The organism is Bradyrhizobium sp. Leo114 (assembly GCF_055229415.2).
The window spans coordinates 80,463-93,377 of sequence record NZ_JBUYEN020000009.1 but is presented as its reverse complement, the minus strand read 5'-3'; the positions used below and the strand labels follow the sequence as shown (position 1 = coordinate 93,377).

Here is a 12,915-nt window from a genome sequence, read left to right as displayed (position 1 = left end):
TCGGATGCATAAGACGGATAGGTTGCGATCTAATCAAGACCGAAAAAATGAGCGATAACACGCGGAGACAGCCGAACGATACCAATGAGAGATCTGACGGAAGGTTCCGGGTCCTCGGGAACTTTTTTGCGACTGCTCAGCAAGCTGTTAGACCAAGCCTAAAGCGGGAACGAAGGTCGCACTTTGGCGTTTGCTGTCGGCGGGGCAGGATTTCATATGGCCAAGAAGACCAAACAGCTCGAACGGGACTATTTCGAGAGCGAGCGCAATTTCCGTCTTCTGGTCAAGGCCGTCACGGACTACGCCCTTTACATGCTGAGCCCACAGGGCATCGTCGTGAACTGGAATGCCGGTGGCGAGCGAATCAAGGGCTATTCATCCGAGGAAATCATCGGCCAGCACTTCTCGCGTTTTTATACCCCGGCGGATCGGGCGGCGGGCAAGCCAGCACGGGCGTTGAAGATCGCCGAGGAGACCGGCCACTACGAGGAGGAAGGCTGGCGCGTCTGCAAGGATGGCTCCTTCTTCTGGGCGAGCGTTGTGATCGACCCGATTCGCGACCGCTCCGGCCGCCTGATCGGCTTTGCCAAGATCACCCGCGACATCACGGAGCGACGCGAAGCGCAGCTCAAGCTGGAGCAGATACAGCGACAGCTTGCGGAATCCCAGAAGATGGACGCGCTCGGCCAACTGACCGGCGGTGTCGCGCACGACTTCAACAATCTCTTGATGATCGTCTCAGGCAATCTGCATAAGATCAAAAAGGAGCTAACAAGCGTGAAGGCCCTGCGCGCGCTGAGCGCGATCGAGAACGCTACTCAACGTGCAGCGTCCCTGACGAGCCAGCTCCTCAGCTTCGCCCGACGACAGAGCGTCAATCCGCGGACCATCGACGTCGATCGCCAGATCATGTCGGTGCGCGAGGTGTTGGCAAGTGCCCTCGGCAGCATGGTGACGTTGCAGATCGATATCCAGCCCAACGTCTGGCCGGTCTTCCTCGATCCCACCGAGTTCGAAACCGCCCTCCTCAACCTTGTCATCAACGCCCGCGATGCGATGCCGGAAGGCGGCACCGTCACCATCTCGGCGCGCAATGATTTGGACAAGGATCAGGTTCTGATTTCAGTCGAGGATACCGGCGCGGGCATTCCACAAGATGTGCTCAGCAAGGTGTTCGATCCCTTTTTCACGACCAAGCCCATCGGCAAGGGAACTGGCCTCGGCCTCTCCCAAGTGCATGGCTTCGTCCACCAAGCCGGCGGGACGATCGAGATCGAAAGCGCGCTTGGCACGGGCACCAAGGTCCGTCTCCGCTTGCCCCGCAGCAGCGCGGCCGAGCATCACGAACAGGGGAGCTTGAACAAGCAAGCCTCCGCGACCGTCCTGCTGGTCGAGGACAATCCCGCTGTGGCCGACGCAAGTGCCGGGCTGCTCGAGCAACTCGGCTACACCGTCCGCTGGGTGCCTAACGCCGAGACGGCGCTGCAAGAGATCGAGGCTGACGATGTCGACCTCGTATTCAGCGACATCATCATGCCCGGCAAGATGGACGGACTGAAGCTGGCGCGCGAGATCAGAGAACGAAATCCGACGCTGCCAGTCCTGCTCACGACCGGTTATTCCGATTCCGTCAAGCACGTCAGGATGGATTTTCCAATCCTCCGCAAGCCCTACCAGCTTCACGAGCTCAGCCGTGAGCTGTCCAAGCTGACCGGGCACGACTGACCCCCGCGGCGCGGGTCGCCATTTCTTGCGGCTCGCAGGAACCTGCCCGCCCCCAGATCTGTTGTTGCGGCAGCCATGGGAAATGCCGCTGGAGCATTGATGGCCAATGACCACCCGCAGGAGACCGCCGAAACGCAGCAAGCTCGCGCACGGGAGGGATTTGGCGGCATGCCGTCCGCTCGTGCTCGACGATTCCAGCTCCGATGAATTGCTGGACGATTGGATGGTCGCCTATCCGGGCACCGAGTTGGTCACGTCGGCGGCCTGATCTGAAGCCTTGGCGACCCCATCAACCGGCCTGACTCGTGGACGGCCAGCTTCCCCGGACGAGCCGGACCCGTTCGATGCGCCCGCATTGCTCGCAGCGATATTGAATGACGTCCTTGCCGTCCTCGCCCGGCGCGCTCCGCTCGAGCCGCATTGTCTTCCTGCAGATGACGCAGGAGATCAGTGTGAGCAGCGGGTTGCGATCGTCATTCATCGTTCCCGTCCGACACAAAACTCACCGAAGTTAACCTATGTGGCGGTTGCGGCGGCTGAAATGGGCCATGTTATCACTATTCGATGTAGTTATTATCGATGGCCGCCGGGGGCCGAGCTTATGGAACGTAAGCGATCTCCATTGGAGCGACAGGCGGCCGACGCGCTGCGCCGCGCACGCCGGCTCCCCGTCGGCGCCGACCGCAACGATCTTCGCCAGCTTGCAGTCGGACTGCTCTTGTTGCACCGCCGTGGCATGGACGCCCTGCTGGAAGGTCGCCTCCACGGGTTTTCCCGGCTGAACCGGCCTCTTTCCGAAACAATCGTCGATTGACATTCCAAGGACGGGAGCATCGGGCCGACGCGGCGCAATATTCGCTGCGCTATTCCGGTTGCCAAAGACCGGCCAACTGCTCGGCCGCGGTTCACCGAGCAGATCGACCTGGTTCGCGTCAGCCGCTCTTTTCGGCGGTATCGATACTTTCACGATGAATCTCGATGCCGGCATCATCAAGCACCACGACCGCATAACCTTTGCCGAGATATTCCTGCCCGCTCTCAGCGAGATCGATCGCAAGCCGCTTGGCGTGCACGAGCGCCTGGTCGCGGTCACCCACCGGTCGTCCGATGGCATCGAGCGCCCGATCGTGGTCAACAATCCAGAAGTGATAGCGGGTCATCGGTATGCTCGTGGCTGCGACCGCCTTCAGCTGGTATTGCTCTCCCGCCACTTTTCGAGGTCAGGTTTCGGATCGCCGGATCGCTGCTCCTTCTCCGGCTTCTCCTTCCACGGTTTGTCGGTCTGCTTGTGCGAACCCCAGTCGGTCTGCTGCCGGGGATCATCGAGTGGCGTTTCCTTGCTCATGCGACACCTCCTGGAGGAAGCAAGCGCAAGCGCTAAATCTGTTCCTAACGCGGACACTCCGCCGCGGTCACGTCGCAGGTTCGAGCTCTCGCCCGACCAGCATCGCGCGCCCGTGCTTGAAGCGCCGATAGTCGTCGATCGCCCTGTTCGCCAGCAGAAGGCGCCGCCGCTCTCCCCGTCGCACCATCAGTTCGATATCGTCGACCAGAAAGCGGCTCGCGACTGCGCCATCGTCAAGCTCGCCGGCGCGCTGGAGAAAGTCCCAGGCGATCTGCACCGAATCTTCGATCAATATGGGCAAGGGCTCAGTCATGGTCTCCTTGCGGTGAAAACGCGCGGAGACGACGTCCGTTCCTGGTTGGAAGCGGGCGGGAGCACATCGTGCTGTGCTGTCGCGCAACTGCCCGCCTATCTATCCGCAAACGCGGCTAGCGAGGCTGGTTGGCGCGCTCAATCCTTCTTCGGTCGCACAACCGGCTGGCGTTTCAGGTGCTCTCTGACGTCGGGCAGCCGTTCGCTGCCGCCGGCAGCTTTCCACTGACCGATCAGCTCAGTCATCTCCGAGCGCATGGCAAGCAGCCGGCGCGCCGCCTCCGTGCAATCGTGATCGTGATTGACCTGATCGCGGACCACGCCCTCGGCAACGATCATCTCGTCCCGTAGCGCACTGATCTTGCGACGGATTTCATTAATTCTATTATCCATGGCCTGTTAGAACAAAAATAGAACATAAAGTCAAGTCACGGATTTGAGACTACGAGGCAGCGGACCATGAGGACACCGGTGGCGAAATATGGCGGGGTACGCGAGCGCGCCAGTGCTCAAATGACCCGCGCTCAGGCATTGCGATTGAAGGGTCTTGCGGAAGAGGCCTACCAGCCCAGGCAATACGCGGCGGATCTGAGCTTTGAAGAAGCCGAGCGGCGTATTCAGGCGCTCGAGGCGGAAATCGCGCTGGCGGATTCCTTCTAGCCGATGCTGGCAGCCCCTCGCCTCCTGTTAACAAATGATATAGCCGGGTGACTTAAGCGTCGGTTGGTCGTTGCCCGGAGCGTCTCTTGCTGGATATCGAAAGGAATTCGCCGCTCCCGTTCCCGCTTGCGTTGAGGGACGGGCGGACGATCGCGACCGTTGGCGACGTGGCGGATTTCTTTTCATCACTCACTGAGGATCAGCGCGAACGCGTTCACTGGCGAACGGCGATCCTGATGCTGAACAATGCCATGAAGGAATCGCGCTATCTGAAGATCGCCGCCATCAACCTGCGCTCCGCGCTCGCCTATGACCGCTTGCTGGCGGAGGACGCGCTGTGACCGTGTTCGCAGGGGCATGGCCGAATCGCGGCTCTCTGCGGCAATCCGGGGTGGCCTTGGAGACCAGGCGCCCCGTTTCCTGTCAGAGCAGTTTTGCGCGCACGAACAGCGCGCGCAGCGCATTAGTCGCCGGGATCGCCAGCATCGCGTTGTCGGCGGCTTTCTCCAGCGCGCTGACCGCCTCGTCGTGCAGCGTGCGGAATTCCATCCACTCCACCGAGTTCAGATTGGTGATGAAGCGATAGGCCTGGCCGACGGTCGCAATCGTGACGGTCTCGCCGTTCAGCTTGATCTTGAACGTCGCCTTCAGCGGTGTGTCGGAACTCGATACGTCACCCATGACGCGGTTGTGCAACGGGCGTAGCCAAAGTCAATCTAATTCTATCTCCCGCCCTGGACCTTCATCCCCACAGGCCCGATCTCTGTTAGCTTTCTCCGGGGTGATTCGTGCTCGCGGACAGCAAAGACACATATCTGGATGCGCTCAATCCTGCGCAACGGCGCGCCGTCGAACACGGCGTCGGGCCGGATGGAACCATTGGCGCGCCGCTTCTGGTGATCGCCGGCGCCGGATCAGGCAAGACCAACACGCTGGCGCACCGCGTTGCGCATCTGATCGTCAGCGGTGCTGACCCACGCCGCATCCTCCTGATGACCTTCTCGCGCCACGCGGCGGCGGAAATGACCAAGCGCGTCGAACGAATCGCCCGCCGCGTGCTCGGCGACAACGCGGGCGTCATGACCGATGCGCTCACTTGGTCCGGCACCTTTCACGGCATCGGCGCGCGGCTGCTCCGGGAATATTCCGAGCGGATCGGGCTCGATCCTGCCTTCACCATCCATGACCGCGAGGATTCCGCCGACCTCATCAACCTCGTCCGGCACGATCTCGGCTTCTCCAAAACCGAGAGCCGCTTCCCGACCAAGGGCACTTGCCTTGCGATCTATTCCCGCTGCGTCAATTCCGAGACGCCGATCGAGAGCGTGCTCGGCATGTTCTATCCCTGGTGCTCGGGCTGGGCGGATGAACTGAAGCGCCTGTTTGCTGCTTATGTCGACGCCAAGCAGCAACAGAACGTACTCGATTATGACGACCTCCTGCTCTATTGGGCGCAGATGGTGACCGACGCTGCGCTTGCCGACGAGATCGGTGGCCGCTTCGACCACGTCATGGTCGACGAATACCAAGACACCAACCGCCTGCAATCATCGATCCTGCTCGCACTGAAACCCGGAGGGAGCGGGCTTACGGTCGTGGGCGACGACGCGCAGTCGATCTATTCGTTCCGCGCCGCCACTGTCCGCAACATCCTGGATTTTCCGGATCAGTTTACGCCGAGGGCGGAGCTCATCACGCTCGATCGCAACTATCGCTCGACCGAGCCGATCCTATCGGCCGCAAACGGCGTGATTGCGCTGGCCAAGGAGCGCTTCACGAAGAATCTCTGGACCGAGCGGACATCGTCGCGCAGGCCACAGCTCGTCGCCGTCCGCGACGAGGCCGATCAGGCGCGCTACATCGTCGAGCAGGTCCTGGCGAACCGCGAGGAAGGCGCGTTGCTCAAGCACCAGGCGGTCTTGTTTCGCACCTCCTCGCATAGCGGTCCGCTGGAAGTCGAACTCACCCGCCGCAACATTCCCTTCGTGAAGTTCGGCGGCCTGAAATTCCTCGACGCCGCCCATGTCAAGGACATGCTGGCGTTATTGCGCTTCGTGGAGAATCCGCGCGACCGCGTCGCCGGTTTCCGCATCCTGCATTTGCTGCCGGGCGTCGGGCCAAGCTCGGCGCAGCGGGTGCTCGAACGCATGGCCGAGGCTGCCGACCCGATTGCCGCACTCTGCACCTTGCCCTCGCCGCCGCGCGCTGGCGAAGATTGGAAGGGATTTGTCCGCGCGATCGAGAACCTCCGCTATTCCGAGTGGCCCGTCGATATCGAGCGGGCACGGCTGTGGTACGAGCCGCATCTCGACCGCATCCACGAGGACGCCGAGGTCCGCCGCGCGGATTTGATCCAGCTCGAACAGATCGCAAGCGGCTATCCGTCGCGCGAGCGCTTCCTGACCGAGCTCACGCTCGATCCGCCGGATGCGACCAGCGACCAGGCCGGCCCGCCTTTGCTCGACGAGGACTATCTGATCCTCTCGACGATCCATTCCGCCAAGGGACAGGAATGGAAGTCGGTCTTCGTGCTCAACGTCGTCGACGGCTGCATGCCCTCCGATCTCGGCGCCGGGACCAGCGCCGAGCTGGAAGAGGAACGCCGCCTGCTCTACGTCGCCATGACCCGCGCCAAGGATGATCTGCACCTGATCCTGCCGCAGCGCTTCTTCGTGCACGGCCAGAGCGCCAAAGGCGACCGGCACATGTACGCCTCGCGCACGCGTTTCATCCCGGAGAGGCTGGTGCCGCTGTTCGAGCGCACCACCTGGCCGATTGCGCGTCCGGCGACCGCCGCGCCGGCAGATCGTGCAGCGCCGGTCGACATCCGCGCCAAGATGCGCGGGATGTGGCGCTAGCTGCGACGGCGATCGGGAACGATCGCTACCGCGCCACGTTGATGCGTCGATGCCAGGTGCAAAAACTTTTGCGATGGCCCGTGGCGGATGCTGAAGCCGCGCCAGAGCCGTCGTCCGATGAGCAGTCGTGAAAACCTTCCCGTGTGCCGTGCTGTTACTTTCTCGCGAAGATCTGCTTGAGGTAGCAGAGTCCATCGTAAGTCAGCCGCGTCTCGCGGGTCTCGCCCTTCGCTACTTCGCCTTCCAGGAACGTCTCGAGCTCCGGAAGCGCACGCTCGAACTTCTCCGTGATGCCCATCATCACGCAGGTTTCCTTGATGCGTTCGATCGGTTTTTCAAGAACGTCGATTTGAACCATCGCCTTCAAATTCATGATCCAGCGCTTTGTTCCGACCGCTGCGGTGGAAGCCCGCCGTCGGTCTTGGAGAATCATCTGGTGATCGCTTAACCGGCCGAGAGTCTACTTGTCATGCGTGTCAGCAAGAAGAATGAGCGAGCGGACAAGGCGGCGCGGCTGTGGCCCCTGCTCGCTCTGAACTTCTTCATGGCCGACATGCAGTCCGGAATCGGGCCGTTCGTCGGCGTCTTCCTGCAGGCGCACGGCTGGGCGAGCGGCTGGATTGGGACCGCGATGACGATAGGCAACGTCGCGGGCATGCTGATCACGACGCCGATCGGCGGCTTCATCGATGCAAGCCGGCACAAGCGCGCCTGGGTGATCGTGCCGGGCGTCGCCGTTGTCACCGCCTCGGCCCTCATTCTGCTGTCGCAAAACTTCTGGGCCGTCGCCGCATCGCAAATCGCAACCTCGCTTGCCGGCGCCGCCATCGTTCCCGCCGTCACCGGCATCGCGCTTGGCATCGTGAGGCAGAAGGGCTTCAACCGGCAGAACGGCCGCAACCAGGCCTTCAACCATGCCGGCAACATGGTCGGCGCGGCCGTATCGGGCTATCTCGGTTGGAAATACGGCTACACGGCCGTGTTCCTGCTGGCGGCGCTCTTCGGCGCCATTGCGATCGCATGCGTTCTTCTGATCCCTGCCGACGCCATCGACAACAGGGCTGCGCGTGGCACCAAAGAGGATGATCCGGAGAGCCAGCCAAGCGGCTTCACGGTGCTGGCGAGGCACAAGGCGCTGCTCGTCCTCGCATTGGCATTGGCGGCCTTCCATCTCGGCAATGCCGCGATCCTTCCGCTGTATGGGTTGGCGGCGGTTGCCGATGGCTTTGCCAAGGGGCCGGATTTCGTGGCGACCACGATTGTGATCGCGCAGGCCGTCATGATCGTGACCTCGATCGTCGGCATGCGCGCGGCGGAAAACCGCAGCTATTGGCCGGTGCTGCTCGCGTCCTTCCTGGCACTGCCGCTGCGCGGCATCCTCGCGTTCTTCCTCACGGGCTGGTGGGGCGTAGTGCCCGTGCAAATTCTCGACGGCATCGGCGCCGGCCTGCAGAGTGTCGCGGTCCCGGGAATGGTCGCCCGCTCGCTGAACGGGACCGGCCGTATCAATCTCGGACAGGGCGCGGTGATCACCGTTCAAGGCATCGGCGCTTCGCTCAGCCCCGCGCTCGGCGGCTGGATCGCGCAATGGATCGGCTATCCGCCGACATTCGTCCTACTCGGCGCACTCGGCCTGGTCTCGGTCGCGCTGTGGGTCGGCTTCGCCCCCGAGATGAAGAAATATTGATGCCCGCTGGCCCGATCTGGTTCCGGCGGACCAGAATGACTAGATCGACATGACCATCCTTCCGCCGATGTCCCTCTGTGAAGAAATCCGTGGTCATTCTCGTCCTTCTGATTGTCGTTCCGCTTGCCTTTTCGACGGTCGCCTATTTGCTAGGAGACAGGCGCGTCGATTGGCAGACGGCCGACCGATCGAGCGCCGGCCTGCTGCCGAAAGCCTCCGAGCATCCGGCCGCCGTCGTCCGAGTTTATGCTGCGCGCACCGTGCGCTGGCGCGGGATTTTTGCGGTCCACACCTGGATCGTGGTCAAGGAACAGGATGCGCCGCGCTACAGCCGCTATGACTACACGGCGTGGGGGCAACCGATCCGGGTCGACGGCTTCGAGGCCGACGGCCGATGGTTCGGTGCCGTGCCGGAAGCAATCGTCAGCGTGGACGGCGCGAACGCCGAGCCGCTGATCCCGAAGATCCGGGCGGTCATCGAGAATTACAGGTTTCGCGACTATGGCGATTACAGCGCCTGGCCGGGCCCGAACTCGAACACGTTTGTTCAGGCGGCACTCGACGCCGTGCCGGAACTGCAAGCGGTGCTACCGCCGACGGCGATCGGCAAGGACTATCCTTACCGGGGCGAGTGGTACGGCGTCACCGCGTCGCGCACCGGTGTCTTCGCCACATTGGGCGGTTATCTCGGTCTGACGATCGGCTGGATCGAAGGGATCGAGTTGAACTTGTTCGGCGGAGTCCTTGGCATCGATATCCGTCGCCCTGCCCTGAAGTTCCCGGGCGTCGGCCGGCTCGGCCTGCCGCTTGCCCGGTCATAGCTGGCTACCGGGCTGGTTGTCAGAAGAAGCTATTCACTCGCGGAGTATCTCGTTGCCTGTTCTCAGTCATATGACCAGCGCCGCCTTGGGGTTCATTGTCCTGCTTGCTTTCCTTGGTCCGCCGACAGATCGGGAGGCAAAGGCACAAAGCGCGACCGCTGCAGCCGTCGCCAAGCCCGTATCATTGCCTGACATCGCAATCGGCTCACCGAAGGCGCCAGTAACGATCGTCGAATATGCCTCGATGAGCTGTCCGCATTGCGCGGCATTCGGCGAGAATGTCTTTCCGATGCTGCGCTCGAAATATATCGACACCGGCAAGGTCCGGTTCGTGTTTCGCGAATTCCCGCTCGACATCAAGGCCGCAGCCGCCTCGATGTTGGTGCGCTGCATCGGCAAGGACGATGCCGAAAAGCACTTCGCCGTCATTGAGACAATGTTCAAGCAGCAGGCCCGCCTGATGGATCAAACAAAGGAAACGCTGTTTCTGGTCGGCAAGCTGAACGGGTTGAGCGAGCAGGACGTCGAAACCTGCGAGACCGACCAAGCGCTGCTCGACAAGATCGCCGCCGACCAGCGCTACGCAATGGAGACGCTCAAGGTCGACGCCACGCCAACCTTCTTCGTCAATGGCGAACAATGGAAAGGCGCGATGTCCTACGAAGAGCTGGACGCGAAGCTCAAGACCCTGCTCAAGCGCTAGAACGCCCCGCTCTCGCACATGCGATTGTGCAGAGCGGGATACATCGCCTCATTGTTACAACGCAGACGTGCTCCGCGTGCTGGTGGGCTTGTCGTTCGCCGCAGCTCAAGGATAGCTTCGTCGTCCATAGGCGGGGCGATGGGCGCGACGCCCGCTTGAATCAAATGAACAGGCGCCAAGGGGAAACGCCATGTTCGAGATTCTCGATCGCCGGAGGAGTCTGACCGGCAACCAGATCAAGATCCTTTCGGCTGCCATCATCGGCGACGCGCTGGAATTCTTCGATTATTTCCTGATCGGCTTCGTGCTCGCCTTCCTGATCGGGCCGTGGAAGCTCACCTTCGGACAGTCGGCGACCGTCCTGATGAGCTCCGGCATCGGCGCCATCATCGGAGCCTATGTCTGGGGCTGGCTCGCCGACCGGGTCGGCCGCCGGATCGTATTCATCGGCACCGTACTCAACTTCTCCATCGCCACGGGCCTTCTGTACTTTACCCCCGATAACGGCTGGATCTATCTCGCGGTGCTGCGCTTCTTCGTCGGCACCGGCGTCGGCGGGCTCTATTGCGTGGACCTGCCGCTGGTGCAGGAGTTCGTGCCCTCGCACAAGCGCGGCTGGGTCGGCGGCCTCGTCACCTGCGTGATCCCGCTCGGCGTCGGGCTCGGCGCCGTCCTTGGGGCGTTCATGGGCTCCGACCAGTGGCGGCTCATGTTTGCGATCGGCGTGCTGCCGTCCCTGCTGGTGCTGCTGGTCCGGCTCTGGGTTCCCGAGAGCCCGCGCTGGCTGTGCCGCCAGGGTCGCTACGAGGAAGCACGCAAGTCGCTCGCCTGGGCGCTGCAAGTGGAGCCGTCCTCCCTCCCGCTGCCGACGGCGGCCGATGCCGGCCCGGTGATCAAGACGAGCTGGCTTGATCTCTTCAAATATCCGCGCAGCCTGATCGTCTCCTGGCTCGGCAATGCGGGCGCGCAGACCGGCGTTTACGGCATCACCCTGTGGGCGCCGGCGCTGTTCGTACTGCTTCTGAAGGTGACGCCGCAGGAAGCCGCCAAGATGATGATCCTGCTCAGTGTGTCGGGCTTCCTCGGCCGCATCTCTTTTTCCTTTCTCTCGGAGCTCCTGGGACGGCGGACCTCCGGTGGGCTGCTCGGTTTCGGCGCGGGCGCGCTGACGATCATCGCGGGCTATCATTACGACGCGACGCTGTTCGGCGTCTCCGCGTTCTGGCTGCTGTTGACCCTGGCATTCTTCTTCGCCGATGGCGGCTTTGCCATTGTCGGGCCTTATGCGGCGGAGGTCTGGCCCTCGCATCTGCGCACCACCGGTATGGGCTCGGCCTATGGCTTCGGCGGCATCGGCAAGATCATCGGTCCGGTCGGTCTTGCGCTGATCGTCGGCTCCAGCAACTACCTGAAGCCTGATGTGCCGCTGACGCAAATCCCGACCGCCTTCGTCTATCTCGGATGCTGGTTCCTGATGGCGGGCGCCGTCTATTACTTCCTTGGCATCGAGACCAGGGGCAAATCGATCGAACAGATCGATCGCGAGCTGACGGGCGAAGCCGACGTAGCGGCGACCGCGTCGGTTCGGCAAGCCTGAGGAGCTTTGAACGATGATCGCGACATCTGCCGAACTTGCGGGCGATCCGGCCGTGATCGCCCGCGCGAAAGCGGTCCAGCCGCTGGTCGCAGCGGCCGCAAACGAGATCGAGCAAACGCGCCGGTTGCCGCCGGCGCTGCTCGACCAGCTCCATGACCACAGGCTGTTTCGCCTGTTGCTGCCGCGGTCGTCGCAGGGGATCGAGACCGATCCCCTCACCTTCTTCCATGTCATGGAGACCATCGCGCAGGCCGACGCCTCGACGGCATGGTGTCTGAGCCAGGCCGGCGGTTGCGCGATGGCGGCTGCCTATCTCGATTTGCCGGTTGCGCATGCGGTGTTCGGCGATCCCCGCGCGGTGCTGGCCTGGGGTCCCGGCCCAAGGGTGAAGGCAGTCGAATGCGCAGGTGGCTACCGCGTCACCGGCGTCTGGTCGTTCGCTTCCGGCGGGCGACACGCCACCTGGCTCGGCGCGCATTGCCCGGTCTATGCGGCTGACGGCTCGCCGAAATGCGACGCCAATGGCGCGCAGATCGAGCGCACCATGCTGGTGCGGACCGAGGACGTCGAATGGACCGACATCTGGAACACGGTCGGCCTGCGCGGCACCGCCAGCGACCAGTTCACGCTGAACGACTTCTTCGTCCGCGCGGACCATTCGATCACCCGCGAGTTCGAGCGCGAGCGCCGCGAGGCCGGCCCGCTCTACCGGATGGGGTCAGGCACCTGCTACCAGGTCGGCTTTGCCGGCGTCGCTTGCGGCATCGCTCGCGGTGCGCTCGACAATTTCGTCGACGTGGCGCGCAACAAGGTGCCGCGCGGCGCCAAGAGCCCGCTGCGCGACAACGCGGTGGTGCAGTCCGGCCTGGCTTTGGCCGAAGTCCACCTGCGCGCCGCGCGCGGCTTCGTGCTGCAATCGATGGCCGACATCTGGAAAGACCTCGTCGCCGGCAACGACATCACGGTCGAGCAGCGGATCACCATCCGCATGGCCGCCACCCACGCCATCCACAAAGCGCGCGAGGCAGTCGACTTCGCCTACAATGCCGCGGGCGCAACCGCGATCTTCGACGGCCATCCGCTCGAACGCCGCTTCCGCGACATCCACACCGTGACCCAGCAATTGCAGGGCCGGCTCAGCCATTTCGAAACCGTCGGCGCCTGGATGATGGGTGCCGATTGCGACCTCACCTTCGTTTAGCTTCCA

At 62.8% G+C, this 12,915-nt stretch carries 17 protein-coding genes; 11 read left to right on the top strand and 6 right to left on the bottom strand.

All coding sequences use genetic code 11. The features are described from left to right. Positions 1–216: 216 nt before the first annotated feature. The 3 genes from ACZIRK_RS13095 to ACZIRK_RS13085 all read left to right on the top strand — a co-directional run bounded on the left by ACZIRK_RS13095 (position 217) and on the right by ACZIRK_RS13085 (position 2,539). Positions 217–1,725 carry a PAS domain-containing sensor histidine kinase gene (locus tag ACZIRK_RS13095; protein WP_130227527.1) on the top strand — a complete coding sequence of 503 codons (1,509 nt, stop codon included), beginning with the start codon at positions 217–219 and terminating at the stop codon, positions 1,723–1,725. A gap of 106 nt (positions 1,726–1,831) precedes the next feature. Further along, positions 1,832–1,993, top strand: coding sequence for a hypothetical protein (locus tag ACZIRK_RS13090; RefSeq protein WP_165435337.1), 162 nt, complete (start codon positions 1,832–1,834; stop codon positions 1,991–1,993). A gap of 102 nt (positions 1,994–2,095) precedes the next feature. Then, positions 2,096–2,539, top strand: a complete 444-nt coding sequence (locus tag ACZIRK_RS13085) for a hypothetical protein (protein WP_207231066.1) — start codon at positions 2,096–2,098, stop codon at positions 2,537–2,539. A 118-nt stretch (positions 2,540–2,657) separates the two neighbouring features. On the opposite strand, the gene ACZIRK_RS13080 is transcribed toward ACZIRK_RS13085, so the two are convergent. From ACZIRK_RS13080 to ACZIRK_RS13065, 4 genes are all read right to left on the bottom strand, one after another. Beyond that, positions 2,658–2,885: a DUF6894 family protein gene (locus ACZIRK_RS13080; RefSeq protein WP_035691254.1), complete on the bottom strand. Its 228-nt coding sequence runs from the start codon at positions 2,883–2,885 to the stop codon at positions 2,658–2,660. A 26-nt stretch (positions 2,886–2,911) separates the two neighbouring features. Further along, a complete protein-coding gene (locus tag ACZIRK_RS13075; protein WP_165435335.1) occupies positions 2,912–3,070 on the bottom strand; it encodes a hypothetical protein in 159 nt (52 codons plus the stop codon). Positions 3,071–3,137: 67 nt separating this feature from the next. Continuing rightward, on the bottom strand, positions 3,138–3,383 hold the full coding sequence (locus ACZIRK_RS13070) for a hypothetical protein (protein WP_130227525.1): 246 nt from the start codon (positions 3,381–3,383) through the stop codon (positions 3,138–3,140). Positions 3,384–3,520: 137 nt separating this feature from the next. Continuing rightward, entirely contained in the window at positions 3,521–3,775 is a 255-nt protein-coding gene (locus ACZIRK_RS13065; protein WP_245287457.1) for a hypothetical protein, read from the bottom strand. 78 nt (positions 3,776–3,853) lie between these two features. Between ACZIRK_RS13065 and ACZIRK_RS13060 the strand changes: the two genes are divergently transcribed. After that, positions 3,854–4,042: a DUF3072 domain-containing protein gene (locus ACZIRK_RS13060; protein WP_245474843.1), complete on the top strand. Its 189-nt coding sequence runs from the start codon at positions 3,854–3,856 to the stop codon at positions 4,040–4,042. An 86-nt stretch (positions 4,043–4,128) separates the two neighbouring features. Continuing rightward, on the top strand, positions 4,129–4,383 hold the full coding sequence (locus ACZIRK_RS13055; RefSeq protein WP_130227524.1) for a hypothetical protein: 255 nt from the start codon (positions 4,129–4,131) through the stop codon (positions 4,381–4,383). Between the two features lie 82 nt (positions 4,384–4,465). Here ACZIRK_RS13055 and ACZIRK_RS13050 read toward each other — a convergent pair whose 3' ends face one another. Then, positions 4,466–4,723, bottom strand: coding sequence for a hypothetical protein (locus ACZIRK_RS13050; protein WP_028166438.1), 258 nt, complete (start codon positions 4,721–4,723; stop codon positions 4,466–4,468). A gap of 107 nt (positions 4,724–4,830) precedes the next feature. Here ACZIRK_RS13050 and ACZIRK_RS13045 point away from each other — a divergent pair, with 107 nt between their 5' ends. Continuing rightward, entirely contained in the window at positions 4,831–6,900 is a 2,070-nt protein-coding gene (locus ACZIRK_RS13045) for an ATP-dependent helicase (protein WP_463327432.1), read from the top strand. Between the two features lie 154 nt (positions 6,901–7,054). Here ACZIRK_RS13045 and ACZIRK_RS13040 read toward each other — a convergent pair whose 3' ends face one another. Then, positions 7,055–7,333, bottom strand: a complete 279-nt coding sequence (locus tag ACZIRK_RS13040; RefSeq protein ID WP_028166440.1) for a hypothetical protein — start codon at positions 7,331–7,333, stop codon at positions 7,055–7,057. Between the two features lie 36 nt (positions 7,334–7,369). Between ACZIRK_RS13040 and ACZIRK_RS13035 the strand changes: the two genes are divergently transcribed. From ACZIRK_RS13035 to ACZIRK_RS13015, 5 genes are all read left to right on the top strand, one after another. After that, positions 7,370–8,587 (top strand): MFS transporter, encoded by a 1,218-nt coding sequence (locus ACZIRK_RS13035; protein ID WP_130227523.1) that lies wholly within the window; start codon positions 7,370–7,372, stop codon positions 8,585–8,587. Positions 8,588–8,676: 89 nt separating this feature from the next. After that, on the top strand, positions 8,677–9,408 hold the full coding sequence (locus tag ACZIRK_RS13030; RefSeq protein ID WP_130227522.1) for a DUF3750 domain-containing protein: 732 nt from the start codon (positions 8,677–8,679) through the stop codon (positions 9,406–9,408). Between the two features lie 70 nt (positions 9,409–9,478). Beyond that, positions 9,479–10,111, top strand: coding sequence for a DsbA family protein (locus ACZIRK_RS13025; RefSeq protein ID WP_463327456.1), 633 nt, complete (start codon positions 9,479–9,481; stop codon positions 10,109–10,111). Between the two features lie 190 nt (positions 10,112–10,301). Then, complete coding sequence (locus tag ACZIRK_RS13020) at positions 10,302–11,708, top strand: MFS transporter (RefSeq protein ID WP_028166443.1); 1,407 nt, start codon at positions 10,302–10,304, stop codon at positions 11,706–11,708. 13 nt (positions 11,709–11,721) lie between these two features. Further along, complete coding sequence (locus ACZIRK_RS13015; RefSeq protein WP_463327431.1) at positions 11,722–12,909, top strand: acyl-CoA dehydrogenase family protein; 1,188 nt, start codon at positions 11,722–11,724, stop codon at positions 12,907–12,909. The last annotated feature ends 6 nt before the right edge of the window (positions 12,910–12,915 follow it).

Coding starts and splice junctions, on each gene's coding strand:
- ACZIRK_RS13095 (WP_130227527.1), top strand. CDS start 217: ATGGCCAAGAAGACCAAACAGCTCGAACGGGACTATTTCGAGAGCGAG.
- ACZIRK_RS13090 (WP_165435337.1), top strand. CDS start 1,832: ATGACCACCCGCAGGAGACCGCCGAAACGCAGCAAGCTCGCGCACGGG.
- ACZIRK_RS13080 (WP_035691254.1), bottom strand. CDS start 2,885: ATGACCCGCTATCACTTCTGGATTGTTGACCACGATCGGGCGCTCGAT.
- ACZIRK_RS13075 (WP_165435335.1), bottom strand. CDS start 3,070: ATGAGCAAGGAAACGCCACTCGATGATCCCCGGCAGCAGACCGACTGG.
- ACZIRK_RS13070 (WP_130227525.1), bottom strand. CDS start 3,383: ATGACTGAGCCCTTGCCCATATTGATCGAAGATTCGGTGCAGATCGCC.
- ACZIRK_RS13065 (WP_245287457.1), bottom strand. CDS start 3,775: ATGGATAATAGAATTAATGAAATCCGTCGCAAGATCAGTGCGCTACGG.
- ACZIRK_RS13050 (WP_028166438.1), bottom strand. CDS start 4,723: ATGGGTGACGTATCGAGTTCCGACACACCGCTGAAGGCGACGTTCAAG.
- ACZIRK_RS13040 (WP_028166440.1), bottom strand. CDS start 7,333: ATGATTCTCCAAGACCGACGGCGGGCTTCCACCGCAGCGGTCGGAACA.
- ACZIRK_RS13035 (WP_130227523.1), top strand. CDS start 7,370: ATGCGTGTCAGCAAGAAGAATGAGCGAGCGGACAAGGCGGCGCGGCTG.
- ACZIRK_RS13025 (WP_463327456.1), top strand. CDS start 9,479: ATGACCAGCGCCGCCTTGGGGTTCATTGTCCTGCTTGCTTTCCTTGGT.
- ACZIRK_RS13020 (WP_028166443.1), top strand. CDS start 10,302: ATGTTCGAGATTCTCGATCGCCGGAGGAGTCTGACCGGCAACCAGATC.
- ACZIRK_RS13015 (WP_463327431.1), top strand. CDS start 11,722: ATGATCGCGACATCTGCCGAACTTGCGGGCGATCCGGCCGTGATCGCC.